The 26,616-nt window shown below is 44.5% G+C and carries 25 protein-coding genes; 18 read left to right on the plus strand and 7 right to left on the minus strand.

Features of this window, described 5'->3' with window-relative positions; translation table 11 throughout:
• Window positions 1–58: 58 nt before the first annotated feature.
• Together K08M4_RS05075 and rne are read right to left on the minus strand one after the other, a co-directional pair.
• Complete coding sequence (locus tag K08M4_RS05075) at window positions 59–1,606, minus strand: SulP family inorganic anion transporter (RefSeq protein WP_004733998.1); 1,548 nt, start codon at window positions 1,604–1,606, stop codon at window positions 59–61.
• 261 nt (window positions 1,607–1,867) lie between these two features.
• A complete protein-coding gene (rne, locus tag K08M4_RS05080; RefSeq protein WP_086049069.1) occupies window positions 1,868–4,984 on the minus strand; it encodes a ribonuclease E in 3,117 nt (1,038 codons plus the stop codon).
• Between the two features lie 618 nt (window positions 4,985–5,602).
• Between rne and rluC the strand changes: the two genes are divergently transcribed.
• Window positions 5,603–6,547 (plus strand): 23S rRNA pseudouridine(955/2504/2580) synthase RluC, encoded by a 945-nt coding sequence (gene rluC / locus K08M4_RS05085; protein ID WP_017078123.1) that lies wholly within the window; start codon window positions 5,603–5,605, stop codon window positions 6,545–6,547.
• Between the two features lie 259 nt (window positions 6,548–6,806).
• On the opposite strand, the gene K08M4_RS05090 is transcribed toward rluC, so the two are convergent.
• Window positions 6,807–7,388 carry a Maf family protein gene (locus K08M4_RS05090; RefSeq protein WP_086049070.1) on the minus strand — a complete coding sequence of 194 codons (582 nt, stop codon included), beginning with the start codon at window positions 7,386–7,388 and terminating at the stop codon, window positions 6,807–6,809.
• A gap of 149 nt (window positions 7,389–7,537) precedes the next feature.
• Here K08M4_RS05090 and yceD point away from each other — a divergent pair, with 149 nt between their 5' ends.
• The 15 genes from yceD (at window position 7,538) to K08M4_RS05165 (ending at window position 20,651) form a co-directional block, all read left to right on the plus strand.
• Window positions 7,538–8,065: a 23S rRNA accumulation protein YceD gene (yceD, locus tag K08M4_RS05095; RefSeq protein ID WP_004733994.1), complete on the plus strand. Its 528-nt coding sequence runs from the start codon at window positions 7,538–7,540 to the stop codon at window positions 8,063–8,065.
• Window positions 8,066–8,109: 44 nt separating this feature from the next.
• The gene (gene rpmF / locus K08M4_RS05100; protein WP_004737376.1) at window positions 8,110–8,280 is read left to right on the plus strand and encodes a 50S ribosomal protein L32; all 171 of its coding nucleotides are present in this window, start codon (window positions 8,110–8,112) and stop codon (window positions 8,278–8,280) included.
• Between the two features lie 9 nt (window positions 8,281–8,289).
• Window positions 8,290–9,315 carry a phosphate acyltransferase PlsX gene (gene plsX / locus K08M4_RS05105; protein WP_086049071.1) on the plus strand — a complete coding sequence of 342 codons (1,026 nt, stop codon included), beginning with the start codon at window positions 8,290–8,292 and terminating at the stop codon, window positions 9,313–9,315.
• Between the two features lie 5 nt (window positions 9,316–9,320).
• A complete protein-coding gene (locus K08M4_RS05110; RefSeq protein WP_086049072.1) occupies window positions 9,321–10,271 on the plus strand; it encodes a beta-ketoacyl-ACP synthase III in 951 nt (316 codons plus the stop codon).
• An 80-nt stretch (window positions 10,272–10,351) separates the two neighbouring features.
• The gene (gene fabD / locus K08M4_RS05115; RefSeq protein ID WP_086049073.1) at window positions 10,352–11,275 is read left to right on the plus strand and encodes an ACP S-malonyltransferase; all 924 of its coding nucleotides are present in this window, start codon (window positions 10,352–10,354) and stop codon (window positions 11,273–11,275) included.
• 25 nt (window positions 11,276–11,300) lie between these two features.
• Window positions 11,301–12,035 carry a 3-oxoacyl-ACP reductase FabG gene (gene fabG / locus K08M4_RS05120; protein WP_029222897.1) on the plus strand — a complete coding sequence of 245 codons (735 nt, stop codon included), beginning with the start codon at window positions 11,301–11,303 and terminating at the stop codon, window positions 12,033–12,035.
• Between the two features lie 166 nt (window positions 12,036–12,201).
• Window positions 12,202–12,435, plus strand: a complete 234-nt coding sequence (gene acpP, locus K08M4_RS05125) for an acyl carrier protein (protein ID WP_012603569.1) — start codon at window positions 12,202–12,204, stop codon at window positions 12,433–12,435.
• Window positions 12,436–12,528: 93 nt separating this feature from the next.
• Window positions 12,529–13,773 (plus strand): beta-ketoacyl-ACP synthase II, encoded by a 1,245-nt coding sequence (gene fabF, locus K08M4_RS05130; RefSeq protein WP_004736554.1) that lies wholly within the window; start codon window positions 12,529–12,531, stop codon window positions 13,771–13,773.
• A 105-nt stretch (window positions 13,774–13,878) separates the two neighbouring features.
• Window positions 13,879–14,757 carry an aminodeoxychorismate lyase gene (pabC, locus tag K08M4_RS05135; protein ID WP_086049074.1) on the plus strand — a complete coding sequence of 293 codons (879 nt, stop codon included), beginning with the start codon at window positions 13,879–13,881 and terminating at the stop codon, window positions 14,755–14,757.
• Complete coding sequence (gene mltG, locus K08M4_RS05140; protein ID WP_086049075.1) at window positions 14,754–15,770, plus strand: endolytic transglycosylase MltG; 1,017 nt, start codon at window positions 14,754–14,756, stop codon at window positions 15,768–15,770. Before pabC ends, mltG begins: the two co-directional genes overlap by 4 nt.
• A gap of 10 nt (window positions 15,771–15,780) precedes the next feature.
• On the plus strand, window positions 15,781–16,413 hold the full coding sequence (gene tmk / locus K08M4_RS05145) for a dTMP kinase (RefSeq protein ID WP_086049076.1): 633 nt from the start codon (window positions 15,781–15,783) through the stop codon (window positions 16,411–16,413).
• 6 nt (window positions 16,414–16,419) lie between these two features.
• A complete protein-coding gene (locus K08M4_RS05150) occupies window positions 16,420–17,385 on the plus strand; it encodes a DNA polymerase III subunit delta' (RefSeq protein ID WP_086049077.1) in 966 nt (321 codons plus the stop codon).
• Complete coding sequence (locus K08M4_RS05155) at window positions 17,376–18,143, plus strand: TatD family hydrolase (RefSeq protein ID WP_086049078.1); 768 nt, start codon at window positions 17,376–17,378, stop codon at window positions 18,141–18,143. The genes K08M4_RS05150 and K08M4_RS05155 overlap by 10 nt, the downstream gene beginning before the upstream one ends.
• Before the next feature lie 444 nt (window positions 18,144–18,587).
• Complete coding sequence (ptsG, locus tag K08M4_RS05160) at window positions 18,588–20,018, plus strand: PTS glucose transporter subunit IIBC (protein WP_086049079.1); 1,431 nt, start codon at window positions 18,588–18,590, stop codon at window positions 20,016–20,018.
• Window positions 20,019–20,246: 228 nt separating this feature from the next.
• The gene (locus K08M4_RS05165) at window positions 20,247–20,651 is read left to right on the plus strand and encodes a hypothetical protein (protein ID WP_086049080.1); all 405 of its coding nucleotides are present in this window, start codon (window positions 20,247–20,249) and stop codon (window positions 20,649–20,651) included.
• Window positions 20,652–20,710: 59 nt separating this feature from the next.
• Here the strand turns inward: K08M4_RS05165 and K08M4_RS05170 are convergent, their stop codons facing one another.
• The 3 genes from K08M4_RS05170 to K08M4_RS05180 all read right to left on the minus strand — a co-directional run bounded on the left by K08M4_RS05170 (window position 20,711) and on the right by K08M4_RS05180 (window position 23,368).
• The gene (locus K08M4_RS05170) at window positions 20,711–20,809 is read right to left on the minus strand and encodes a methionine/alanine import family NSS transporter small subunit (protein WP_009848986.1); all 99 of its coding nucleotides are present in this window, start codon (window positions 20,807–20,809) and stop codon (window positions 20,711–20,713) included.
• A 2-nt stretch (window positions 20,810–20,811) separates the two neighbouring features.
• Window positions 20,812–22,272 carry a sodium-dependent transporter gene (locus K08M4_RS05175; protein WP_086049081.1) on the minus strand — a complete coding sequence of 487 codons (1,461 nt, stop codon included), beginning with the start codon at window positions 22,270–22,272 and terminating at the stop codon, window positions 20,812–20,814.
• Between the two features lie 502 nt (window positions 22,273–22,774).
• The gene (locus K08M4_RS05180; protein WP_086049082.1) at window positions 22,775–23,368 is read right to left on the minus strand and encodes an outer membrane beta-barrel protein; all 594 of its coding nucleotides are present in this window, start codon (window positions 23,366–23,368) and stop codon (window positions 22,775–22,777) included.
• Between the two features lie 145 nt (window positions 23,369–23,513).
• Here K08M4_RS05180 and cydH point away from each other — a divergent pair, with 145 nt between their 5' ends.
• Window positions 23,514–23,603, plus strand: coding sequence for a cytochrome bd-I oxidase subunit CydH (gene cydH, locus K08M4_RS21940; RefSeq protein ID WP_102248935.1), 90 nt, complete (start codon window positions 23,514–23,516; stop codon window positions 23,601–23,603).
• A gap of 41 nt (window positions 23,604–23,644) precedes the next feature.
• Window positions 23,645–24,847, plus strand: a complete 1,203-nt coding sequence (locus K08M4_RS05185; protein ID WP_086049083.1) for a patatin-like phospholipase family protein — start codon at window positions 23,645–23,647, stop codon at window positions 24,845–24,847.
• A gap of 144 nt (window positions 24,848–24,991) precedes the next feature.
• Here the strand turns inward: K08M4_RS05185 and pyk are convergent, their stop codons facing one another.
• Window positions 24,992–26,440: a pyruvate kinase gene (pyk, locus tag K08M4_RS05190; protein WP_086049084.1), complete on the minus strand. Its 1,449-nt coding sequence runs from the start codon at window positions 26,438–26,440 to the stop codon at window positions 24,992–24,994.
• Window positions 26,441–26,616: the final 176 nt, after the last annotated feature.

Genomic DNA, 26,616 nt, shown 5'->3' on the forward strand with positions numbered 1-26,616 from the left:
TAAAAAGGCCGACATCGAATGTCGGCCTTTCTAAATCTAATTTAAGCGATAGCTAAGATTACTTAGACATTACTTTGTAGATTGGATCTTCTGCAACGTTCGCTTCAACTAAACTACCGGCTTTGTGCAGCATAGCAACACAGTCTTGGCTTAGGTGGCGAAGGTGAAGTGTTTTACCTAGCGCCGCGTAACGGTCAGCAATCGTGTCGATCGCTTCAATAGCAGAGTGGTCAGTAACGCGTGAGTTTGCGAAATCGACGATAACATCTTGTGGATCGTTGTATGCGTCAAACAACTCTAGGAAGTTAGCGGTTGAACCAAAGAAGATTGGGCCGTTAACTTTGTATTCTTTAGAGCCTTCAGCGTTAACTGATTTGTCTGCGTAGATGTGTTTAGCATGTTGCCAAGCAAACATTAGTGCTGAAGCGACAACACCCACACCAACAGCGACAGCAAGGTCAGTCAGTACGGTTACCACAGTAACCAGAACGATAACGAAGAAATCTTGCTTAGGAACGCGACGCGCCAACTTGAAGGTTGCCCATTCAAACGTACCGATAACAACCATGAACATCACGCCCACAAGTGCTGCTAGAGGAATCATTTCGATAAGCGCAGAGCCGAACAGGATGAACATCAGTAGTGCAACTGCCGCTACGATACCTGAAAGACGTCCACGACCGCCTGAGTTTACGTTGATCATCGATTGACCGATCATCGCACAACCACCCATCGCACCGAATACAGAACACGTTACGTTAGCCATACCTTGACCAACACATTCACGGTTAGATTGGCCACGAGTGTTTGTCATTTCGTCTAGTACCGTGAGTGTCAGTAGAGACTCAATCAGGCCGATAGCTGCAAGGATAATTGCGTATGGCAGGATGATTTGTAGTGTTTCGAAAGAAAACGGAACAGCAGGAATAGAGAAGGTTGGCAGAGAGCCTGCAAGTGTTGCGGCTTCATCACCAGACATGGTACGTAAGAAGTCAACAACAGTACGAGTTTCAAGATCTAGACCGACAACCAAAGCCGTTACTGTAACAATAGCAACCAGTGAAGACGGTACTGCTGTTGTTAGTTTAGGTAGGAAGTGGATGATACCCATTGTTAGTGCAACTAGGCCTAACATCAGTGTCATTTGACCGCTTGGTAGCCAAGTCAATGCACCTGTTACGTCCGGTGCTTTAAATTGCCCAAGTTGTGCTAAGAAGATAACAATCGCCAAACCGTTCACGAAACCAATCATTACTGGATGTGGAACGATACGGATGAATTTACCTAACTTGAATACACCCGCTGCAATTTGCAGAAGGCCTGCTAGCATTACTGCCGCGAATAGGTATTGAACGCCATGGGTTGCTACTAGGCTCACCATTACAACAGCCATTGCGCCGGTAGCACCAGAAATCATACCTGGACGACCGCCAAAGACAGAAGTGATTAAACCTACGATGAATGCTGCGTAAAGACCAACCATTGGGTCGACGCCTGCAACGAAGGCGAATGCTACGGCTTCAGGTACCAGAGCTAGGGCTACTGTAAGACCTGAAAGCACATCATTTTTTACAGAGTGCTTTGAAAATTGTGGGAATTCGAACATGTTTGCTCAGCTATGCTAAAAATGGATTTACCGACACGAGTGTATTGCGTAGCCAAACAGTGATGGAAAAGAGCGGCAATAGCGAAGTGTCGAAAAGATAAGTGCGCGAATGCTACCCAAAAATGTGATTAAGTTCAAGGTTGAACCCCATTTTGAGCAATATATCTATTATAACCAATCTGAGTTGTGGATATAAAAAAAGGGCGACTTATGAATAAGTCGCCCTTAGATAGTTCTCTGCAGATTACTCTGCGAAGCTCATTAGTATTGAGGTTTAGTCATGCCAGCGCCGGCTTTATTTGACGCTGCTTGGCTACCTGCACCTTTCGATACAAAACGCTCAGTACGGAATGGAGCTGCAACAACTTGAATCTCTTTGATCTCTTGAGGACCAGGAGCTTTAGTCATTGGAGAGCCCGCTTGTTTCTTCGCTTTTGGTGCCGCTTTAGGAGCTTCTGCTTTTACCACAGGCGCTTCTTCTACTTTTGCACTTTCAGCTTTAGGCGCTTTAGCTTCAACAACTGGTGTTGCTTCTGCTTGCACAGCTTCTGCTACAACAGGCGCTTCAACTTTCTCAGCTTCAACGACCACTGGTGCTTCTTCAGCGACAGTAGGAGCTTCAGTTACCTGAGTTTCAGTAGCCGCGTTTTTAGCAATAACAGCAGCTTCTTCACGGCGGATAATTACTTTACCCATCGCAAGTTCAGGACATGCAAAACCGCCTGCCATAGCAGTGTTACTTTGCGGTGCAGTCTCTTGAGCTACGTTTTGCTCTTGTACAGCAACTTGAGTTTCAACTGCTACTTCAACTTCAGCCACTTCAGGTTTTACCTGGTTATGGTGAGGTTTTGGAATGAAGCGAGGCATCACTTTACCCATAGCCATCTCTGGAGAAGCTACACCACCTTTACGTAGGCGGAATGGGTTAGGGCGACGATCACGACCGCGACGACGACGTTGACCACTTGCACGTAGGTGACGTGGTGAACGGCGGTTACGACGTTGCTTCGGCTCTTCCTGTTCAGTTTGCTCTGCGTCTGCTTGAGTTGCTTCTACTTGTTCCACAACTTTTTGCTCTTGAGCGACTGATTGCTCTTTCGCAATAGACTGTTCTTTAGCAACAGTTGACTCATTTGACGAGTTTTCTGCAGCTTCAGCTTGCTGGTCTTTAATACGAACTTGCTTGTTCAGTTTACGACGCTGACGACGCTCTTTAATCTTAGCTGCTTTCGCTTCTGGCTTAGCCTTAGGCGCTTCTAGTTTATCAGCTTGAGCTTCTGCCGCTAGCTGTAGACCTTCTTCTGCTAATTTAGATGGTGCTAGCTCTTCGCGTTGCTTCTGCTCATCACGTGGCTTATTGCGACGGTCTTGCTTAGGCTTACGAGGCTGACGATTTTGCTGTGGAGCTGTTTCTTTCTGCTCTTCAGGCTTCTCATCACGAACTGGCTTACGACGGCGTTTGTTGTCGCGGTTTTCGTTACGATTATCACTACGCTCACCACGTTGTTCGCCACGGTCACCACGTTGGTTACGACGACGGTTATCGTTACGATCACGGCGTTGACGGTTGCCGTTATTGCGATTGTTTTTAGGTTTTTCTTCTTGCTTCTCTTCTTCTTTTTTCTCTTCTTGAGTTGAAGATCCAAATAAGAAGCTACCGATAGCTTTGAAGAAACGACCAACTAAGCCTGGTTCTTGAGTCGCTGCTGATTCAGCTTTTTTCTCTTCTACAGCTTTAGGTGCTGGAGCAGGAGTCGGTGCTGATTGAGCAGGAGCTGCGAAGCCTTTAAGAGCTGGCTCTTCGATCTTCTTAGGACGAATAGTCTGTTCTGCTGGCTCTTTGCTTTCTGCTTCTTTTAGAGCTTCTAGCTTGGTAGGCAGCAAGTAAGACAGTAGGTCGAACTCTTCACCTTCACGAACACGGATAACCTCAAAGTGTGGCGTTTCCATGTCAGAGTTAGGAACAACAGTGATCTTAACTTCTTGGTTCTTCTCGATGTGGTTTACTGAGCGACGTTTCTCGTTCAATAGGTAAGAAGCGATTGGAACAGGCACAACAGCAAGTACTTGTGCTGTGTTGTCTTTTAGAGCTTCTTCTTCGATCAGACGTAGAACAGATAGTGCTAGTGATTCGTTATCACGAACAACACCAGTACCTGTACAGCGAGGACAAATGTGGTGGCTTGCTTCTGCTAGTGATGGGCTCAAACGTTGACGAGACATCTCTAGAAGACCAAAGCGAGAAATACGACCAATCTGAACACGTGCGCGATCTAAACGAACAGCATCACGTAGACGGCTTTCTACTTCGCGTTGGTGGCGAACCGGAGTCATATCGATAAAGTCGATAACAACAAGACCACCTAGGTCACGTAGACGCAATTGACGTGCAATTTCATCGGCAGCTTCAAGGTTAGTGTTAAGTGCTGTTTCTTCAATATCGCTGCCCTTTGTTGCACGAGCAGAGTTGATATCGATAGAAGTCAGAGCTTCTGTTGGGTCGATTACGATAGAACCACCAGATGGAAGACGAACTTCACGTTGGAAAGCAGATTCGATCTGGCTTTCAATCTGGTAATGGCTGAATAGTGGTACTTCACCATCGTATTTCTTAACGCGATTCATGAAATCTGGGCGTATTAATTGAATGTGCGCTTGTGCACGTTCAAAAATAGTATTGCTATCGATTAGAATCTCGCCAATATCACGACGTAGGTAGTCACGAATTGCGCGAACAATAACGTTACTCTCTTGGTGAATTAGGAAAGGAGCTGCATTTGAATCAGAAGCTTGCTTGATAGCGCCCCAGTGATTCAATAGAACGTTCAAGTCCCACTCTAGCTCTTCTGCACTTTTGCCAACACCCGCTGTACGCACGATTAAGCCCATACCTTGAGGAAGCTCAAGAGTGCTTAATGCTGCTTTCAGTTGAGTGCGTTCATCACCTTCGATACGACGAGAAATACCGCCAGCACGAGGGTTATTAGGCATAAGAACTAAGTAACTACCCGCCAAAGAGATGAAAGTTGTCAGTGCAGCGCCTTTGCTACCACGTTCTTCTTTCTCAACTTGTACGATTACTTCTTGTCCTTCTCTTAGCACTTCTTTAATGCTAGGACGGCCTTGGTATGTATAACCTTCAGGGAAGTATTCGCGGGCAATTTCTTTAAGAGGGAGGAAACCGTGACGCTCTGCACCGTAATCAACAAATGCCGCTTCTAGGCTTGGTTCAATACGGGTAATACGTCCTTTGTAGATATTCGCTTTCTTTGACTCGTGACCTGGACTTTCGATATCTAGATCGAACAGTCGCTGGCCATCAACCAAAGCGACACGCAACTCTTCTTTTTGAGTTGCGTTAATTAACATTCTTTTCATTTAGAAATTCTCATTGTCTTTTCTTATTTTCATCATTGGTCTTATCGCTTTAGTTCGTTTCTCATGGTGCCAGATCCCATGGCTTTATCGGTGCAGCCTCCCGGCTGGAGAGGGATGCTCTGGGGCACGTCAGTCATCATAGGGAGTTAGCCTATGATCCGCGATGTGGCGGTGAATACTCAACATGAGTGTACGTGAGTAGAGCGATAAGGAACTCAGTTGACCGTGTCTTACGCCGATTGCAGCACTGTCTAATCTGAGTCATCTACTCATTTACTTGCTTATGAATGGTTAGCTGTTTAAATATCAGTCAATCCATTGATAGCAGCTGTGAACTATAGCAGTGGTCGGTAAACACAGCAATCTGCTTTGTCGTAATGCGGTAAAAAAAACAGTTTTTGTTTGAGTTTTGATAGCTCTAACTCACTGTCTATAAATAATTTATCAATTGATATTTTAATTTGCAGGAAGCTTGGTGCTTTTTTGTTCGAAGAATCAAAGAAATATAGAACTTCAATGACCTTTTAGGGATGTAGTCGCAGGGATTATAGATAAATAAGTTCAGATTAGGGCTAAGAAAATCTCAATTATCAAAAGTGACAGTGATACAATAAACCAATGAGCGAAATTAGAACCCAAGTCCAATTTGTCGACATTGACGAAGATATGGCTGGTCAGCGTATTGATAACTTCTTACGCAACCAATTAAAAAACATCCCGAAAAGCATGATTTACCGAATCGTGCGTAAAGGCGAAGTCCGCGTTAACAAGAAACGCATTAAGGCTGAATACAAACTAAAAGCAGGTGATTTAGTTCGTATCCCACCGGTAACGATTGAAGAGAAAACGGAAGAGAACGTACCAAGCACGAAACTCAATAAGGTTTCGGAACTGGAACAGTGCATCATCTATGAAGATGATCACATGCTGATTCTCAATAAACCATCAGGTACTGCAGTTCATGGTGGCAGCGGCTTGAAGTTTGGCGCGATTGAAGCATTACGTGCACTTCGTCCTGATGCTCGTTTTCTTGAATTAGTGCATCGTATTGATAGAGATACGTCTGGCATTTTGCTTGTTGCTAAGAAGCGCTCGGCGCTAAGACACCTTCAAGCACAGTTCCGTGAAAAAACGGTTCAAAAATATTACTTCGCTTTAGTGATGGGTGAATGGAAGAACAGCTGTAAAGTGGTTAATGCCCCTTTATTGAAAAATGAAGTAAACAGTATTGTTCGCGTAAACCCGAACGGTAAGGCTTCTGAAACTCGTTTTAAGGTTTTGGAAAAATTTCAAGATGCGACGCTAGTCCAAGCAAGTCCAATTACAGGCCGTACACACCAAATCCGTGTGCACGCTCAGTATACAGGTCACCCAATCGCTTGGGATGATCGCTACGGTGATCGTCGTTTTGATGCTTACACCGGTAAGGTTGGCCTTAATCGTCTGTTCTTACATGCAGCTAACATCAAGTTTACCCACCCGGGTAGCGAAGAGAAGATGGATATCTCGGCGCCGATGGAAAAAAGGTTAGAGAGAGCCCTAACTGGCTTACGTAAGCTTTAGGAAGATACAAGATTGAAAGGCCTAGCTCTTCTAGTCTTACTTATCGACTAACAAAAAAGGTTGACGAATTTCGTCAACCTTTTTTGTTTTCATATGTTGCAGAAGCTCCCCAACTCGCTCGTTCCTCGCTCTTGAGGATGACGACTTTTTAAGGTCACGTTCTATAGCATTAGCGGATTAGATAAAATTGCGCGTTCCGTCATTCCCTAAACTGACGAAGGAAGGAGTAGGGAATCTCCAACAGAGTGGTAAGTATCGCTTACAACACGTTCATTCCTTGTGCCTCAAGCATATCGACTAAATCGATCAGAGGTAAGCCGATCAGCGTGTTTGGGTCTTTACCTTTCATTTTCTTAAATAACGCGATGCCTAACCCTTCACACATAAAACTGCCAGCGCAGTAATAAGGCTGCTCTTTCTCAACATAAGCAATGATCTGCTGATCTGTTAAATCACGGAAATGCACGATGAAGGTATCTAAGCGAGTGTCGGCTTTATTGGTTTCACTGTTCCATACCGTTACCCCAGTATAGAAAGTGATGCTTTTGCCGCTTTGACGAGATAATTGCTCGATCGCTTTTTCACGAGTAAGCGGTTTACCAATGATTTCTCCGTCAATCACACAGACTTGATCGGAACCAATCACTAGGCTTGGTTGTTCAACACTACAAGATTTGGCTTTTGTCTCGGCGAGACGCATCACTAACTGTTGAGGTGTCTCTTCTGGAAGCGGCGTTTCATCGCAGTCAGGCTTAGCTGTGACAAAGTTTAACTGTAGTTTTTTGAGGATCTCTTGCCTAAATGGAGATGTAGAAGCTAAAACTAGTTGGTAATTTCTCATTTTAATTTACAATTCGTGTAAGCATTTAGTTCAGGATAACGTAACTTAGCCTGCTATTCATAATGCTCTGAACAGGAAAGGTAGGAAAGTACATTTTTTTTGCCATTTCCTTTGACTAAACACGATTTGGAAGATAAGATTCGCGCCCTATGCAAAAGGAAAAAATACCGCGTACAGTTGATCCGGCAAGAACGGCTCAAAAACGACTCGATATGGATGGTATCATTCAAGTCAGTCTTTTGAAGCGTTTAACTGAAACAACTGAAGGCGTAAAACGTGACGCGCAAGTCTCAATGTCATTTGGGCTTGATGAACAACGATTAGTCGTTATCTCTGGTAAAGCTAACGTCGAAGTCGATTTAGAGTGTCAACGTTGTAATGAGGTTTTCGCACATGAGTGCGATGTCCAATTTACTTATACTCCTGTTTACAGCGAGAAAAGTGAAGAGGAAGCACCGGAAGAGTACGATTTGGTAGATCTGAACGAGTACGGTGAGTTAGACCTGATTCAATTAGTTGAAGACGAGTTCATCCTTGGATTGCCACAAATAGCAATGCACGACGATGCGAAATGTAGCGTTAACTCAAATAACTTGGTGTTTGGTGAACTTCCTGAAGAAATTGAGGAAGATAAAAAGCCGAATCCATTTGATGTTTTAAAAAACTTAAAGAAGTAACTTATTAATAAGTATCTTTAAGAATTTACATAGGAGTAGGGTCAATGGCCGTACAAAAGAGCAAGAAATCACGTTCAATGCGTGGCATGCGTCGTTCACACGATGCGCTAACTACAGCTGCACTTTCTGTAGACGCAACTTCAGGTGAAACTCACCTACGTCACAACGTGACTGCCGAAGGTTTCTACCGCGGCAAAAAGGTTATCAACAAGTAAGGTTGACCTTTGCAAAATCTAACCGTTGCGCTTGATGCAATGGGCGGGGACTTCGGTCCTCGTGTAACAGTGCCTGCCGCCGTGCAGGCACTGTCGTATTTCCCAGAGCTAAAAGTCGTTCTAATAGGTGATCGAAACGCGATCACATCTCAATTATCTTCATTAGGTCGAATGCCTGATTCTCGTTTGAGTATCCAGCATTGTGATCGAGTTATTTCCAATTCTGAAAAACCTTCACTGGCCCTACGTAACAGTCAGGGTAGCTCTATGCGTGCTGCTATCGATCTGGTTGCCGAGTCACAAGCTGATGCTTGTGTGAGTGGTGGTAATACAGGCGCACTGATGGCGTTATCTCGTTTCAGACTCAAACTTCTTCCCGGTATTGATAGGCCTGCATTGGTTTCAGCTTTGCCTACCGCTTCTGGTAACCGTACCTGGATGCTTGATTTAGGGGCGAACGTTTCTAGTGACGCAGATTCGCTGTTTCAGTTTGCTGTAATGGGCAGTGCATTAGCGGAGCAACATTTAGGTCGGGCGCCTCGTGTCGCTATCTTGAATATCGGCGCTGAAGAAATTAAAGGCAATGACCTTGTAAAACGATGCGCTGAAATGTTGTCTAATACTCAGTCTGTGAACTTCATAGGCTATATTGAAGGTAATCAATTACTTCAAGATGCTGCTGATGTCGTCGTATGTGATGGTTTTGTGGGCAATGTCTGCTTAAAAACGTGCGAAGGTACGGCTCAGCTCTTTATTGATAAGCTAAAAACGCGCATGATGGCTTCAACAATAAAGGGTTGGATTGCCAGAATGTTGTTTTCTGAGCTATTTACCGAATTAAAAACCTTGAACCCCGACCAGTATAACGGCGCAAGTTTGTTAGGATTGCGCGGCATTGTCATTAAAAGTCATGGAAGTGCTGATGTGTCTGCAGTCGTCAACGCGATTGGTGAAGCAGTACACGAGGTCAAACGACAAGTCCCCAGCCGCATTAGCGATCGTTTGGAAGCGGTTTTACTCGAGAGGCATTATTAGTCTTCATGTATAGCAAAATTTTAGGTACTGGCAGCTACTTGCCATCTCAGGTGCGTACTAACGCAGACTTAGAGAAAATGGTAGAGACTAGCGATGAGTGGATCGTTGCTAGAACAGGTATTAAAGAGCGTCGTATTTCAGCGGAAAACGAAACCGTTGCAGATATGGCGTTTTACGCTGCTGAGAATGCCATTGAAATGGCAGGTATCGACAAAGAAGATATTGATTTAATCATCGTTGCGACAACCAGCAGTAGCCATACATTCCCGTCTTCGGCATGTCAGGTACAAGGTAAGCTTGGTATCAAAGGCTGCCCTGCGTTTGATTTAGCTGCGGCGTGTTCTGGCTTTGTCTATGGATTGTCTGTTGCTGATCAACATATCAAGACAGGTATGTGTAAAAACGTTTTGGTAATCGGTGCGGACGCACTGTCAAAAACCTGTGATCCGACTGACCGCTCTACTATCATCTTATTTGGTGATGCTGCAGGCGCGGTAGTTGTAGGCGCAAGCGAAGAGCCAGGTATTTTGTCGACTCACATTTACTCTGATGGTAAATACGGTGAGCTTCTAAGCCTAGAAGTTCCAGAGCGTGGCGGTGATGCAGACAAATGGCTGCACATGGCGGGCAACGAAGTGTTTAAAGTGGCGGTAACTCAGCTTTCTAAGCTAGTTAAAGACACATTAGCGGCGAACAATATGGATAAGTCAGAGCTTGATTGGTTAGTTCCACACCAAGCCAACTACCGTATTATCTCGGCAACCGCGAAAAAGCTGACAATGTCGCTTGATCAAGTAGTGATTACTCTTGATAAGCACGGCAATACGTCGGCGGCTACCGTACCAACGGCCCTTGATGAGGCTGTTCGCGACGGGCGAATTAAACGTGGTCAAACGCTTCTACTTGAAGCGTTTGGCGGCGGCTTCACTTGGGGTTCTGCGTTAGTTAAATTCTAACCCCAAGCGATAATTAACAAACAAGGCACATAACTTATGTGCCTTATTCAATTTTTTGCTTTGCTTAAAGGAAAATTACAATGAGCAAATTTGCTATCGTATTCCCAGGCCAAGGCTCTCAAGCTATCGGTATGCTTGCTGACCTAGGCGAACAGTATGATGTTGTTAAAAAGACATTTGCTGAAGCTTCAGAAGCACTTGGTTACGATCTATGGGCATTGGTTCAAGATGGTCCAGTAGAAAATCTAAATGAAACTTTCCGTACTCAACCAGCTCTACTAACAGCGTCTGTTGCAATCTGGCGTGTATGGCAAGAGCTTAGTCTAGAGCAACCTGCAAACCTTGCAGGCCACAGCCTAGGCGAATACTCAGCACTCGTGTGTGCGGGTGTTATCGACTTTAAAGAAGCGATCAAGCTGGTTGAGCTACGTGGTCAACTGATGCAAGAAGCGGTTCCTGCGGGCGTTGGTGCAATGTACGCAATCATCGGTCTCGATGATGAAGCGATTGCTAAAGCGTGTGAAGAAGCGGCACAAGACGAAGTTGTGTCTCCAGTTAACTTCAACTCACCTGGCCAAGTTGTTATCGCGGGTAATAAAGCAGCAGTAGAGCGCGCTGGTGCACTATGTAAAGAAGCGGGCGCTAAACGTGCTCTACCTTTACCAGTATCTGTGCCTTCTCACTGTGCCCTTATGAAGCCTGCAGCAGACAAGCTAGCCGTTGCTCTAGAAGCTCTAGAGTTCAACACGCCGGCACTGCCTGTTATCAATAACGTTGATGTTATTGCTGAAACAGACCCTGCAAAAATCAAAAGCGCACTTGTTCGCCAACTGTACAGCCCAGTTCGTTGGACTGAAGGTGTACAAGCGATGAATGAGCAAGGCGTAGAGAAGCTACTAGAATTAGGCCCAGGTAAAGTTCTTACCGGTCTAACAAAACGAATCGTAAAAACTATGACAGCTGCTGCAGTTAATGACACTGCATCACTAGAAGCTGCTAAGTAAATAAACACCTAATAGAGAAGTTATGATGAATTTAGAAGGCAAAGTTGCACTAGTTACAGGCGCAAGCCGTGGTATCGGTCGTGCAATCGCTGAACTTTTAGTTGAGCGTGGTGCTAAAGTTATCGGTACTGCTACGTCTGAAGGCGGCGCTGCTGCAATCAGCGAGTACCTAGGTGAGAACGGTAAAGGTCTTGCTCTTAATGTAACGGATGTTGACTCAATTGCTGCTACACTGAAAACCATCAATGATGAATTCGGCGCGATTGACATTCTAGTTAACAACGCAGGTATCACTCGTGATAACCTACTTATGCGTATGAAAGACGATGAGTGGAATGACATCATCGATACTAACCTAACGCCTATCTTCCGCATGTCTAAAGCTGTTTTGCGTGGCATGATGAAGAAGCGTCAAGGACGTATCGTAAACGTTGGTTCTGTAGTTGGTACTATGGGTAACGCTGGTCAAGCTAACTACGCAGCTGCAAAAGCGGGCGTAATTGGTTTTACTAAATCAATGGCTCGTGAAGTTGCGTCTCGTGGTATTACAGTGAACACTGTAGCACCTGGTTTCATTGAAACTGACATGACTAAAGCGCTAAATGATGATCAACGTGCAGTAACTTTGGCGAATGTACCAGCAGGTCGACTAGGTGACCCTCGCGAAATCGCTGAAGCTGTGGTATTTTTGGCGTCACCTGCGGCAGCTTATATCACAGGTGAAACACTTCACGTCAATGGCGGTATGTACATGGTGTAAATTATGTGCAACATTTGTGCATGATTTAAGTCAAGATCATACGTAATTTCGGTTAAAATCGTGAAAATTGTGGTTTGACCAGAAAAGTTGACCTTGCAACTTTCAATAGATTGAATAAACTACGGAAAACATCGCATAAAGCGAACTCTGTAAAGGAAAAGAAAAAATGAGCAACCTCGAAGAACGCGTAAAGAAAATCATTGTTGAACAGCTAGGTGTAGACGAAGCTGAAGTTAAAAACGAAGCTTCTTTCGTTGATGACCTAGGTGCAGATTCTCTAGACACAGTTGAGCTAGTAATGGCTCTAGAAGAAGAATTCGACACTGAAATCCCAGATGACGAAGCTGAGAAAATTACTACTGTTCAAGCTGCTATCGATTACGTAACTAGCGCTCAGTAATAATCTCTCCCAGGCGGTCACCTTGACCGCCTGTGTTTTATCTAACTCATCTATCCTCATCTTAAATCACCTCAATCCCCGGAGTGTAATATCGTGTCCAAGCGTCGTGTAGTTGTCACTGGCATGGGTATGTTGTCGCCGGTAGGCAACACTGTAGAATCTTCTTGGAAAGCCCTGCTAGCTGGTCAAAGTGGTATCGTTAATATCGATCATTTTGATGCAACCAATTTCTCAACTCGTTTTGCAGGTCTAGTTAAAGACTTTAACTGCGAAGAGTATATGACTAAAAAAGATGCTCGTAAGATGGACTTGTTCATCCAGTACGGCGTCGCAGCAGGTATTCAAGCTTTAGATGATTCAGCCCTAACTATTACTGAAGAAAACGCCCCTCGTGTAGGCGTTGCTATCGGTTCTGGTATTGGTGGTCTTGGTTTGATCGAAGCCGGTCACAAGGCTCTAACTGAAAAAGGCCCTCGTAAAATCAGCCCGTTCTTCGTACCGTCGACGATCGTGAATATGATTGCGGGTCACATGTCTATCATGCGTGGCCTACGCGGTCCAAACATCGCGATTTCTACGGCATGTACGACTGGCCTACATAACATTGGTCACGCGGCTCGTATGATTGCATACGGCGATGCTGACGCAATGCTAGCGGGTGGTGCTGAAAAAGCATCGACACCACTAGGTATGGGCGGTTTTGGTGCGGCTAAAGCACTGTCTACTCGTAACGATGAGCCTCAAAAAGCTTCTCGTCCATGGGACAAAGGCCGTGACGGCTTCGTTCTTGGTGACGGTGCAGGCATGATGGTTCTTGAAGAGTATGAACATGCTAAAGCTCGTGGCGCTAAGATTTACTGTGAGCTAGTTGGCTTCGGTATGTCGGGTGACGCTTACCACATGACATCTCCAAGTGAAGATGGTTCTGGTGGTGCACTAGCAATGGAAGCGGCTATGCGTGATGCTGGCATTACTGGTGAACAAATCGGTTATGTTAACGCACACGGTACTTCGACTCCTGCAGGTGACGTAGCGGAGGTGAAGGGCATCAAGCGTGCTCTTGGCGAAGCAGGCAGCAAGCAAGTATTGGTTTCTTCTACGAAATCAATGACAGGTCACCTTCTAGGTGCTGCAGGTTCTGCTGAAGCTATCATCACAGCGATGTCTCTAATTGACCAAATTGTTCCACCAACAATCAATTTAGATGATCCTGAAGAAGGCTTAGATATTGATTTAGTACCTCATACTGCGCGTAAAGTTAGCGGTATGGAATATGCTGCATGTAACTCGTTCGGTTTCGGTGGTACAAACGGCTGTTTGATCTTCAAAAAGATTTAATCTTTTTATTAAAGACGTAAACACTCGTAGATAGTCATAATTAGACTTGTTTTTAAACGGCTTGATGCTTTAGCATTGAGCCGTTTCTTTTTATGGGGAAAAAACATGTTTTGGGTTGATGGAGAAAGCCAGCAAACTATCGATATATTGGATCGCTCGTTTCAGTACGGCGACGGCTGTTTCACGACAATGCTCGTGAGTTATGGTGAAATACAACATTTTTACGCTCATCAGCACCGTGTAGACGAATGCCTTAAAGCACTACGCATTTCTGCTCTTGATTGGGATGTGGTTCGCCTTTGGATCGATAATGCACTTCAACATATCCAAGATAACGATCTTCATAGGACAAAGAATCTTGATGGTTCATCGAATCTTCAAGGTAAAAACATGCCCCATAATACAAAAGCAGGGATCAAGCTACACGTTAGCCGTGGGGCTGGCGGTCGTGGCTACAGTACCAAGAATATCGTCAAGCCAATAGTAACCATCAGTACCTTTGATTTCCCCAATCATTATTCAGCATGGCAAGACTCCGGTGTCGAGCTAGGTATCTGCCGTCAAGCACTAGGTTTGAGCCCACTGCTCGCTGGCCATAAGCACAATAATCGTCTTGAGCAGATCTTGATGAAAGATGAAATGGATCAGGCTGATGAAGTGGATGGTGTGGTGCTTGATATCTCGGGCAATGTGATAGAAACCACCATGGCCAATCTGTTTTGGCGCAAAGATCAGATGATATATACACCTCAACTCACGCAAAGCGGCGTGGCTGGGGTTATGCGTAAGCATGTGTTAACGGCGCTGAATCAGAGTGAACTTTCCGTTACAATTGGTGATTACAGCCTATCCCAGCTCATGCAAGCTGATGAGATTTTCATAACCAACTCCATTTTAGGGGTTGCCCCAGTTACCCGTATTAGTGATATCCAATTTAAGATTGGAACCGTTACTCGTAGCCTTCAAGGACAACTAAACTCGTGATCAAAAAGTTATTCATTTTTATTATCTTGTGCCTAATCGCAGCCGCAGCTGCTGGTTTTTATGTTTACAACCAAGCGCAAGATAACCTGAAACAAGTTATTCAATTAGAAAAACCGCAGGTGGTTACCGTTGCTTCAGGTAGCAGCTTTAACCGCGTTCTAGCCCAGTTGATTAACGAGGGGCTTTTCGAGGCTTCTCCTTACGAGAAATTAATCCGTAAGTTACATCCTGAGCTTGTAGACGTAAAAGCGGGTACATTCCTGCTTGAACCGGGTTTAACCTTAGAGCAGGCGCTACAAGTGCTTGTAGAAGGGAAAGAGCACCAATTTACGATTACCTTCGTAGAAGGCAGTCGTTTTGATGAGTGGCTTGTTCAGCTAAAAGACAACGAATTCATTCAGCAAACGTTAGACGGTGTTTCTGAAAAAGAGATCGCCGAAAAGCTTGGTATCGAAAATGAAAAGCTAGAAGGCCTGTTCTTAGCGGAAACATACCACTATACCTACGGCACTACGGATTTAGATTTGTTGAAACGCGCACATCGCGATCTAATGAATGTGGTCAATGATGAGTGGGAAAATAGAGCCGGTAAGTTGCCTCTTAAGTCGCCGTACGAAGCGCTAATTCTTGCGTCTATCATCGAGAAAGAGACTGCAGTAGCGTCAGAGCGTGAACGTGTGTCTTCTGTGTTCGTTAACCGCTTGAACAAGCGTATGCGTTTGCAAACTGACCCAACGGTTATCTACGGGATGGGCGATAGCTACAAAGGTAATATTCGTAAGAAAGACCTACGCACTCCAACGCCATATAACACCTATACAATGAGTGGCCTACCGCCGACGCCTATTGCAATGGCGGGTAAAGCGTCGATCAATGCTGCGCTGAATCCAGAGAAGAGCAACTACCTGTATTTTGTTGCGAGTGGAACGGGCGGTCACGTATTTTCAAAGAGTTTGACTGAGCATAACCGTGCAGTACGAGCTTACTTAAAGCAATTAAGAAAAAACAAATAAAGAAATAATTATGAATCAGTCGAAATTTATCGTAGTCGAAGGCCTTGAAGGTGCTGGTAAAAGTACAGCAATCAATACCATCGTTGAGACATTAAAAGCATCGGGTGTTAAAGATATCGTCAATACTCGGGAGCCGGGTGGCACTGTCTTAGCTGAAAAGATGCGCTCATTGGTTAAAGAAGAACATGAAGGCGAGAAGCTTCAAGATATGACGGAATTACTGCTGATGTACGCGGCACGTGTTCAATTAGTAGAAAACGTCATCAAGCCCGCACTCGACAGTGGTAAATGGGTATTGGGTGATCGCCATGATATGTCTTCTCAAGCATACCAAGGTGGTGGTCGTCAGATTGCACGCACTACTATGGAATCACTGAAAGCAACCACGCTAGGCGGTTTTAAGCCAGATCTAACCCTATACTTGGATCTTGACCCTAGAGTAGGGCTTGAACGCGCTAGAGGCCGTGGTGAGCTTGATAGAATTGAAAAGATGGATATCTCATTCTTCGATCGTACGCGTGAACGTTACCTTGAGATTGCAGAACAAGACGAAACGGTTCTTGTGGTTAATGCACAGCAAGAGATTGAGCAAGTGGCTGCTGATATTAAAGTCGCGCTTGGTGCTTGGCTCAATAAACAGTAGGTAGTCATGGCTGAAGTGTATTCTTGGCTCACACCAGTATGGAGTGAGTGGAAAAAAAGTCTCGATGCAGAACGTTTTCCTAACTCTGTGATTGTTAATGCACCTGAAGGGCTCGGCGTTGATGCGTTGATTAGCCAACTTACCGACGCATTGATGTGTACGAACTATGAAATCGAGTCGTGCGGGTTTTGCCACAGCTGCGAACTGATGAAGTCGGGCAGTCATCCTGATTTTCATGTGATCTCACCAGAGAAAGAAGGTAAGTCGATCACGGTTGATCAAGTGCGTGCCAGTAACCGCTGGGCTCAAGAGTCTTCTCAGTTAGGTGGTTTGCGCGTTATCTTGCTTACCCCAGCTGAAGCAATGAACGAATCGGCTTCCAATGCACTATTGAAAACTCTGGAAGAGCCATCAAGCAAGTGCATCTTCATTCTTTCAACTCGCAACAGCAATCGCTTAATGCCGACTATTATTAGCCGTTGTCAGCAGTTCAATGTGGTTAGCCCACAGTTGGAGGTCGGGTCGGCGTGGCTAGATGGTGAAGTCGGTAAAGCGGTACCGCAGTACATTTTAGCGCTCAATGACAACGCGCCTTTAAAAGCAAAGGCGATGTTTGAGCAAGGCGGTGTTGAAGCCTCAACAAAAGTGCTCGATGGCTTTGTCAATGTAATCAAAGGCACTCAACCTGACATGCTGAAGTTTTCCACAGAGCTTGGTAAAGATCCTTTGGTTCAATTAGGCTGGCTATGGCACTTACTGTCTGACGTGCAAAAGCTGCATTTTGGTTTGGCGAACCAAGCCATTACTCCTAGCGCGAAAGCATTGGTTGAAGTGATGTCTTATCAAAGTGCTTATACAGCATCTCATAAACTGTTGATATTGATTGAGCAGTTAAAGCAACACCCTGGGCTCAATACGGAGCTACTCATAATGAATTGGCTGATAGCCACTTGCGAGGAAACATGTTCGTAGATTCCCACTGTCATTTAGACAAACTGGATTACCAAGATTTACACACCAACGTAGAAGACGTGGTTAACAAGGCGAAGGCAGCCAACGTAGACCAACTGCTTTCTGTCGGTGTGACATTAGACTCGTTTGAAAACATGCTTGAGATGATCTCGCCGTTTGATAACGTTAAGGCTTCGTGTGGCGTTCATCCTCTCGATGTAGAGAGTGATTTCAACTTAGAAAGAATGCGTGAGTACGCGAGTAACCCTAAAGTTGTGGCGATTGGTGAGACTGGCCTAGATTATCACTACCAGCCAGAGACGGCAGAACTGCAACAGCTTAGGTTCAAGCAGCACGTTGAGTTGGCTGTTGAGCTTAATAAACCTTTGATCATCCACACGCGTAACGCGCGTGAAGATACGTTAGCTATTTTACGCGATGGTGGAGCAGAGAAGTGCGGTGGTGTGATTCATTGCTTTACTGAAGATCAAGCGTTCGCCGAAGCGGCAATGGAATTAGGTTTTTATATCTCGATCTCAGGTATTGTGACCTTTAAACAAGCCACAGAACTTAAAGATGTTGTGAAAAACCTACCGCTAGATAGGTTGCTGATCGAGACGGATTCGCCATACTTGGCTCCGATTCCATATCGAGGTAAACAGAATCAGCCTGCATATGTGGTCGAAGTGGCGGCTTATATCGCGCAGTTGAAAGGGCTGTCAATGAAAGATGTTGCTGAACAAACAACCAAAAATTACCGAAAACTTTTTTTGCGATAAAAAACTAACTAAACAAATAAAAGGGAGCGAAAGCTCCCTTTTTGTGTTTTTGATCACCAAAAGTACGTTTTTTTTTAATGTTTACTAATTATGTTGAACTTGAGAGCACTATTTACATCATTTGTAATTTTGTTACTAAAAATAACATTAGCTCCTATTTTATTTACCCAGTAAAATAATACACCTACCAAAAAATATAGATATATTTCAATGATTTAATTGCTTGTAAAGCATTGCATTTCTAGATTTGACATGTGATCCAAGACGTGTTTTGAAACTAAATTTCGTAAGTGACTAGAAAGTTAGTTCCGCATCAATATATATTTAGCGGCAGAAAATATAATGCAATACATGGTTACATTTTCACTGGGTGCTAACATATAGGCTACGGGGGTGTGCCGTTAGAACCCATATAATTATTTTATCTTTATCAGGAGCATAAACATGTTTAAGAACCTTTTTGCTAACCTGCAGAAAGTTGGTAAGTCTCTGATGCTACCAGTATCAGTTTTACCAGTTGCGGGTATTTTGCTAGGTGTCGGTGCAGCAGACCTTCCTTTCATTCCAGAAATTGTTTCAAACTTAATGGAACAAGCGGGTGGTTCAGTATTCGGTCAAATGGCACTACTGTTCGCAGTAGGTGTAGCACTTGGCTTTACTAATAACGACGGTGTAGCTGGTCTAGCTGCTATCGTTGGTTACGGCATCATGACCGCTACACTTGGCGTAATGGCTGGTGTAATGGGCGTTGATAAAATCGATACTGGTGTACTAGGTGGTATCCTAGTCGGTGGTGTTGCTGCTTGGGCATTCAACCGTTTCTTCCGTATTCAACTACCAGAGTACCTAGGCTTCTTCGCTGGTAAGCGTGCCGTGCCAATCATCACAGGTTTCTCTGCGATTGGTCTAGCAATCCTACTATCTGTAGTATGGCCACCAGTTGGCGGCGCTATCTCTGCGTTCTCTGATTGGGCTGCTCACCAAAACCCACAAGTGGCGTTTGGTATCTACGGTATCGTTGAGCGTTCTCTAATTCCATTTGGTCTTCACCACGTTTGGAACGTACCTTTCTTCTTTGAAGCTGGTACTTGTGTAAACGCTGCAGGTGAAACTCAAAACGGTGTTCTTACTTGTTACCTAGTTGCTGATGACGCATCTCGTGCAGCGGGCAATGGCTTCGGTCAGCTAGCTGGTGGTTACATGTTCAAGATGTTCGGTCTACCTGCTGCTGCAATCGCGATTGCACATTCAGCTAAACCTGAAAACCGCGCTAAAGTAATGGGTATCATGGCTTCTGCTGCGTTAACTTCATTCCTAACGGGTATCACTGAACCAATCGAATTCTCATTCCTATTCGTTGCTCCTGTGCTGTACGCAATCCACGCTCTACTAGCTGGTTCTGCATACGTTCTTGCGAACACTCTAGGTTTTGTACACGGTACATCTTTCTCACACGGTCTAATCGACTTCCTAGTTCTATCTGGCAACGCGTCTAAGATGGGCCTAATGGTTGTTTGTGGTGTTGCTTACGCTGCAATTTACTACATCGTATTCCGCACTGTGATTAAAGCTCTAGACCTTAAAACTCCAGGTCGCGAAGACGAGTCAGAAGACGAAATCGTTGCAACTGGTACAGAGCTTGCTGGTGAGTTAGTTGCTGCATTCGGTGGCAAAGCGAACATCACTGGTCTTGACGCTTGTATTACTCGTCTACGTGTAGCCGTTGCTGATACAGCAGTTGTTGACCAAGATAAACTGAAGAAACTAGGCGCTGCAGGTGTTGTTGTAGTTGCTGGTGGCGTACAAGCTATCTTCGGTACTAAGTCTGACAACCTTAAGACAGACATGGATGAGTGGATCCGTAACAACGGTTAATTCGCTGATTCAATAAATTGAAAGGAGGCCTTACGGGCCTCCTTTTTTGCTTTCTGCAATATGCAAAACGTCCTCACGCTTAATCTCTTCTTACCAACCCGTTCTACTCAATTCGATGTATTGAAGACAGACTACGAACCTTGAACGCCAGTTCGCTTTTACCTAGCGATGACACCTTTCGCTGAGATTCCCGTAGACTGCGTTTTTTAACTACAGTCTGAGAATATTATGAAACATCGTTACTTGATCGGCCTTATGTGCTGCAGCGGAGCCTCGTTTGCTCACGCTTCTGAAGTTCCAGCTTTGGAAGTTGGATTAGCCATTGACCAAGACCTGAGTGTCGTTGTGGAATTTGATCAGAAGTACCGTGCCACGATTGGCAACGATGGTGCTGCATTTGACTACATTTTGAAGCGTGGTCAGTTTGAGACTGAAGCTCCATTGAGTTGGTATGTCGGTGCTGGTGCTTGGACTGAATGGAATGACGACTTTGGCTTACGCTTGCCGTTAGGCGTGAAAGTGAATTTCCACGAAGGTTGGAATGCTTACGCTCAAGTTCACCCTGAACTCGACATGTATAAAGGTGTTGAGTTACAAGTGGGTGGTGCGCTAGGTATCACTTACAAGTTCTAAGTGATGAGACAAAAAAATGCCAGCTTAGTCGCTGGCATCTTTGAATGGTTTAAATAAGGTTATTTCTGTTTGTCCATTGCACGCTTTATGCAAATTGCCGCACCACCCCAAGTGATACCAAGGCCAAGAACCATCATAATAATTGCACTAGTTGTCATGACTATGCTTCCTTCTTACTTGTGATATTTATGATAACGCCAATTGCTAATAATCCTGCGATCATTACCCAACCAAGCGTCAGGTCGTAGCCACCGTAACCGTCTGTAAACAATGCGCTTAGTTTCGTTGCAAGAATGATTGCAAGCATAACTGGAGTGACGAAGCGTAAACATACGTTAAACCATGCGCCAATAGAGAAATCTGAAATCTCATTGACGTACGCACGTACATCGCTAACTTTGTTTAGTAGCCATGCCATTAGAAGGATTTCAATGAATCCGCCTACCATGATGCCGACGTTGTTAGCGAAGTGGTCGACTAGGTCTAGTAGAAGTAGACCGCCGTTAGTTGCAAATGCCATAGACACCACAACACCAACGCCAATAACAATACTTGCTGCTTTTTTACGGCTCCAGTTCAGTTTGTCCATAACTGCTGATGTTACCGCTTCCATAATTGAGATATGAGAGCTTAAACCAGCCACAACAAGTGCAAAGAAGAATAGTGGACCCAGAATATACGGTGCTGGAAGTAAATTGATCGCTGCAGGTAGCGTAACAAACGCAAGGCCAACGCCTGCTGATACGACCTCAGTTAATGGTTTACCTTGCTCTTGAGCCATGTAGCCAAGAACAGAGAAAATCATAATACCCGCAAGAATTGAGAAACCACAGTTGATAAGAACCGTCATGAACGCGTTGTTCGTGATATCTGATTTTTCAGGCAAGTAGCTTGAGTAAGCCAACATGATTGAAAAACCAATACTTAGCGTGAAGAAGATTTGCCCATAAGCAGCAGCCCATACCTTTACGTCCCAGATCTTGCTGAAATCAGGTTCGAACATGTAGTTCACACCATCTAGAGCTCCCGGTAGGAAAACCATGCGTCCGATAAGCAAAATTACCATTATGAACAACACTGGCATCATTACTTTAGAAGCACGTTCGATACCAGCTTTAACACCACCCACAATAGCGGCATAAGTGATTGCCCAAGCGAGTAACATTGCGCCAGCGATGCCCCATTGGATGCTACCTAGGTTCGTCGGTGAATTATCACCTAGAGCTAGATATTCACTGAAGAAGAATGCGTTAGTGTCTGTTCCCCAGCTTTGATTGAATGACATACCGAAGTATGAAATCGCCCAACCGATAACGGCAACATAGTAGACCGCAATGACAGCCGCTACACCCACTTGGAACCAGCCAAGCCACTCAAATTTTGAGTTGATGCGCGCTAAGGTTGCAGGTGCAGAACCACGATATTTTTGACCCATACTGAATTCTAGGATCATAAATGGGATACCAGCCGTAAGCATGGCAAATAGATATGGAATGAAAAAAGCGCCGCCGCCATTTTCATAAGCCATGTATGGAAAACGCCAAATGTTTCCTAAACCAATAGCAGATCCTACTGCGGCAAGGATAAATCCTGCTCGGGATCCCCACTGTTCTCGCTTCATATTTAACTCCTTTACAACTTCCCTGAGGTATGAAGCTTCTCGTCACGCTGTGCTTGGTAAGGAGATGATAGTTAAAACAGGCAAACGGTTTGACTGTTTACTTTATCTTCCGTGATTAAGCAAAAGTTTAGATTATTATGTTGTTAGCGATTGGAGAACTCAGCGGATAATTCTTAATTGTTTGATGTGTGTTTGCATAACCTGAAATATTCAGCTGATGCGTGATAATGAGCCTACCTAGTTAGAATGGTTAAAGCAATAGATTAGGTATGTTTAATAACTGTGGGGTTACGGTCTTTAAAATGTTAAATGATAGTTATTTTAGAGGTATGGATTGGTTTGTTGTTTAATGATTGGTTTATATGTCTGAATTTTGAGGGTTTGTTGGGTTATATGACTTTATTTAAAAGTAGAGCGTATGACTGAAATTCATACACTCTATAGTTGAACTGTCCAACCATTCGGGGATCTATTGGTATGAGATGCTTATGGTCATCGATACCTAGAAAGTAAAACTCAGTCCGACATTGGCTTGAAATTGGTTCATCCAGTCGGTATCAAAGCGGATGATGCACTCTTGCCCGTTGCTCGGGATGTTACAAACACCGGAGGTGTCGTTATCGACAACGGTACCTAGCCAACGTAGTTGTGTATTCAATGCTATGCGATCGCTAAATTTGTATTCCAAGCCACCAAAGATAGAGGTTGAGAACCCATACTTATCTTTTGCCCAGTCTACATCGACGTAAGAAGCACCAAGGCCTAATCCCAAGTAACCAGACAACACCGGAGAAGCTGGGTAGTAAATGCTACTTTGAAAGTGCAGGTATTGGATGGAGGAGCTTAGGTTGAGCGTTTCTAATTCAGAGCTTTGATTAGAATAGAAAAAGCCGATGCGTCCTTGCTCGAGTGGTGTTTCAATCGCAAAGGTGTAGTTTTCAGACCCTTTCATATCATAGGTTTTACCGTCCTGGTCTTCGACACTGCCACCGCCGGTATAACCCACCATCGGAGTAACGATGATCTCCGGGGAAGCATACGCATTTGAAACGGAGATCAGCGTAATCAGTGCCATCATATTTGCTTTGTTATTCATGAGTATATCCTTATCCATACACTTACTAATTGTGATGGTTACATCAATATTGTGCGACTAATTTCGACGATTCTTGAAGATACTTCACACACCTGATAGTACTTAAATAGAGACTCGACAAATTAATAATAAGCCAGAGGTGTCTATGGACCATAATCTGAAAAATGCCCTACAAATCACGGTTGTCATCTACGCAATCATTCTCTCATTTGGCTTTATTGCAATTGGTAGTTAATACCATCTATTGCGAGGCTGAGTTTTTATACTCAGGGAATCATGAATAGTGGGATTATAACCAATATTGATACAGCAATAGACTTAGACTATTACGCTAAGTTTATTGCTGGAAAAACAGCACTGGTCGCTCAAGGTGGCGGACAGAGAAGTATTTTTACTTCTGGAGTGCTGGATGCCTTTCTTCTTTCTAACTTTGACCCCTTCGACGAATTTTTTGGTACTTCAGCAGGTGCTCTCAACTTATGCGCTTATCTGTGCCGTAATAAAGGCCTCGGCCGTTCTTTCCTTCTAGACCTCACTACAGCACCTGAATTCTTCAATCTCTTTTCTTATATACGACACAGAAAGAACCTTGGATTAGAATGGGCCTTAGAACAAATCATGGCTTACCCATACAAGCTTGATTTGGATTTAGGACGACAAACGCTAGGCGATCGCCATTTCTATGCAGCCGTAACGGATTCTAAAGACTTACGAGATCACTACTTCCCAGTTTTGGGTGAAGATTGGTACAAAGTGATGATTGCAACCTGTGCGATCCCTCGCTTATACAATGATGAAATCTTTATTGGCGACAATGCTTATGTGGATGGTGGTGTATCAGCATGTATCCCTGTTCAAGAAGCGTGGCGTAGACAAGCCCGTTCCATTGTTGTGATCCGAACTGAGCCAGCGTTAGAGGAAGAGGTTGAGGTTCAAGCTAACAGTACGCGATTAAAAACACCCAAACCGATATCAGCCGAAGAACTGGAATGGTTCCGCGAATCTTTCGACAGTGTTCAAGGTCATTGGCAACAAAAAGTGGAACAGTGGAAAACCGATTGGATCTCGTTCTTTCAACAACAAATCCTCAGCTCAAAAGAACAGAAGCGCGACAGATCGCATTTAGATTTGCTCAATGGTGGTCGATGGTTATTCGGCGCTGATGATATCTATCGTTTGAGTCATTTGATTGGTGATAAGTTTGATTCCGGTTTAGCGGATATGCTGATGGTACATTACCAGACTTACTCATTGACCCAGAATTTTTTGAACTCCCCACCAGACGATGCGTTTGTTGTGCAAATAGCCCCAAGCAAACCGCTGAAATCCAATTCATTAATGAGTAATGAAGAAGATTTACTGCACGATTATGAATTGGGTTTAGAAGCCGGTTACCGATTTGTAGAGACTTATACCTCTACGGAAAATGCCCGCAGTTCATACATGCCACAGTTGGGTTCCATTGCTGCTGAGAAGTAATGCTTGAGGTTGATTAGTCACGACGTTAATTGTTGATGTTATTAACGAAGAATATACTGAAATGAAAAAGGGTTACTGAACTTGGTTCAATAACCCTTTTTTGTCTTTGAAATTATGCTAATCGTTTCACTTTACGTTCAAACATTAAGTGACAGGCAAGATCCTCATACAGTTGGTCGACCCCGCCACATCCATAATATCGCCTTGGGTGACGATCACGAGATCGCCAAACTTAAGATGCTCTTTCTCTTTTAGGCAGGTGAGCGTAGATAGGGCAATGTCAAAGCTGTCCTCGGCTTCTGTCTCAAAGTAGATAGGTGTCACACCTCGATACAAGGTGCAGCGATTAAGTGTTCCTTCGTTACGAGACAGCGCATAGATAGGCATGTCAGCACTTAGGCGAGACATCATCAATGCAGTGCGGCCTGACTCAGTGAGAGTGACTACGCCTTTAATGCCTTCCATATGGTTTGCCGAGTAGATAGTCGCCATCGAAACGGTTTCTTCAGCGGTAACAAAAGTGCGATCAATACGGTAATTGGATTGGTTGTTAATTCCCGCCATCTTTTCAGCACCAATACACACTTCAGCCATTGATTTTACGGTTTCGACCGGATAATCACCTGCAGCAGTTTCACCTGAAAGCATGACCGCATCGGTTCCATCAAGCACCGCATTGGCAACGTCCATGACTTCGGCTCGGGTTGGCATTGGCGCTGAAATCATCGATTCCATCATTTGAGTGGCGGTGATCACCGTTCGGTTAAGCGCTCTAGCACGGCGTATAAGCTGTTTTTGTACTCCGACTAACTCAGGGTCGCCAATTTCCACTCCGAGGTCACCACGAGCCACCATGACGACGTCTGAGGCCATTATGATGTCATCCATGTTCTCAACAGTGGCTACCGTCTCTGCTCGTTCTACCTTTGCTACGAGGTGAGCTTCTAAGCCAGCTTCTCGTGCGAGCTGTCGAGCGTAGTGCATGTCTTCGCCGTTGCGCGGGAAAGACACCGCGAGGTAATCCACTTTGATTTGTGCTGCAGTGACGATGTCGCGCTTGTCTTTTTCTGTCAGCGCTTCTGCGGAAAGGCCGCCGCCTTTCTTGTTGATGCCTTTGTTATTTGAGAGAGGACCACCAATGATGACTTCTGTATGAACACGGCAGCCTTCCACTTTGGTTACTTTTAGCTGAACACGACCATCGTCGAGCAACAAGATGTCGTTAGCTGAAACGTCGTTAGGTAATTCTTTATAATCAAGACCGACCGCTTGTTGGTTGCCTTCGCCTAAACCTAGGCTACTGTCGAGAGTAAATTGGTCACCAACGGCAAGTTGGATTTTGCCATCTTTGAATGTTGACACTCGAATCTTGGGGCCTTGTAAGTCACCGAGAATAGCGATTTGAGTGCCAAGTCTTTTGGCAATTGCTCTGACGTTTTCTGCACGTTGTATATGGTCGTCGCTAGTGCCGTGAGAGAAGTTCATACGGACGACATTGGCACCGGCTTTGATGATCTCTTCAAGCACGTTACCTTTATCAGTAGAAGGGCCTAGCGTTGTGACGATTTTCGTTTTTCTTAATTCGGCTGTCATGAATACTCCTAGAGTGAGGCCAAGTAATCTTTTAAAAGACTGAATTAAGTATATGCATTAATTGAATATTTATTGGGAGCTATGAGGATATTTCTTTATTTGTCTCTAATTATTGAATTCAGGGCTCAATAACGATGTTTCATTAAGAAAATTAAGTCTCAATTTATCGATGTAGG

This window comes from Vibrio syngnathi, assembly GCF_002119525.1.
Classification (GTDB): domain Bacteria; phylum Pseudomonadota; class Gammaproteobacteria; order Enterobacterales; family Vibrionaceae; genus Vibrio; species Vibrio syngnathi.